General features: G+C 48.5%; 1 protein-coding gene. It reads left to right on the top strand.

Annotated elements, in window-relative coordinates; translation table 11 throughout:
* Positions 1-257: LysM peptidoglycan-binding domain-containing protein (locus tag AC2Q9J_RS18130; RefSeq protein ID WP_499042102.1), on the top strand; the 257-nt coding region annotated here is incomplete at its 5' end.
* Between the last annotated feature and the right edge of the window lie 3 nt (positions 258-260).

Here is a 260-nt window from a genome sequence, read left to right as displayed (position 1 = left end):
ATACGACCGTCGCAAAAATCGCAGCTGCCAATAACATCGCAAACGTCAACTCCATCTATGTCGGACAAGTGCTCGTCATCCCAGGTACGACGGTCACACCACCGACAACTACGGTAAAATACACGGTCAAATCAGGGGACACGCTGTACAAGATTGCGACGATGTATAACACAACTGTTGCGAAAATCGCGGCCGCCAACAATATCACGAACGTCAGCTTAATCAGTGTCGGGCAAGTGTTGACCATTCCGAAATGATTA

The sequence above is a fragment of the Planococcus sp. RAB007_Raresut genome (genome assembly GCF_057369535.1).
The sequence above is the reverse complement of the archived record's forward strand: the minus strand, read 5'-3'. Positions and strand labels throughout refer to the sequence as shown.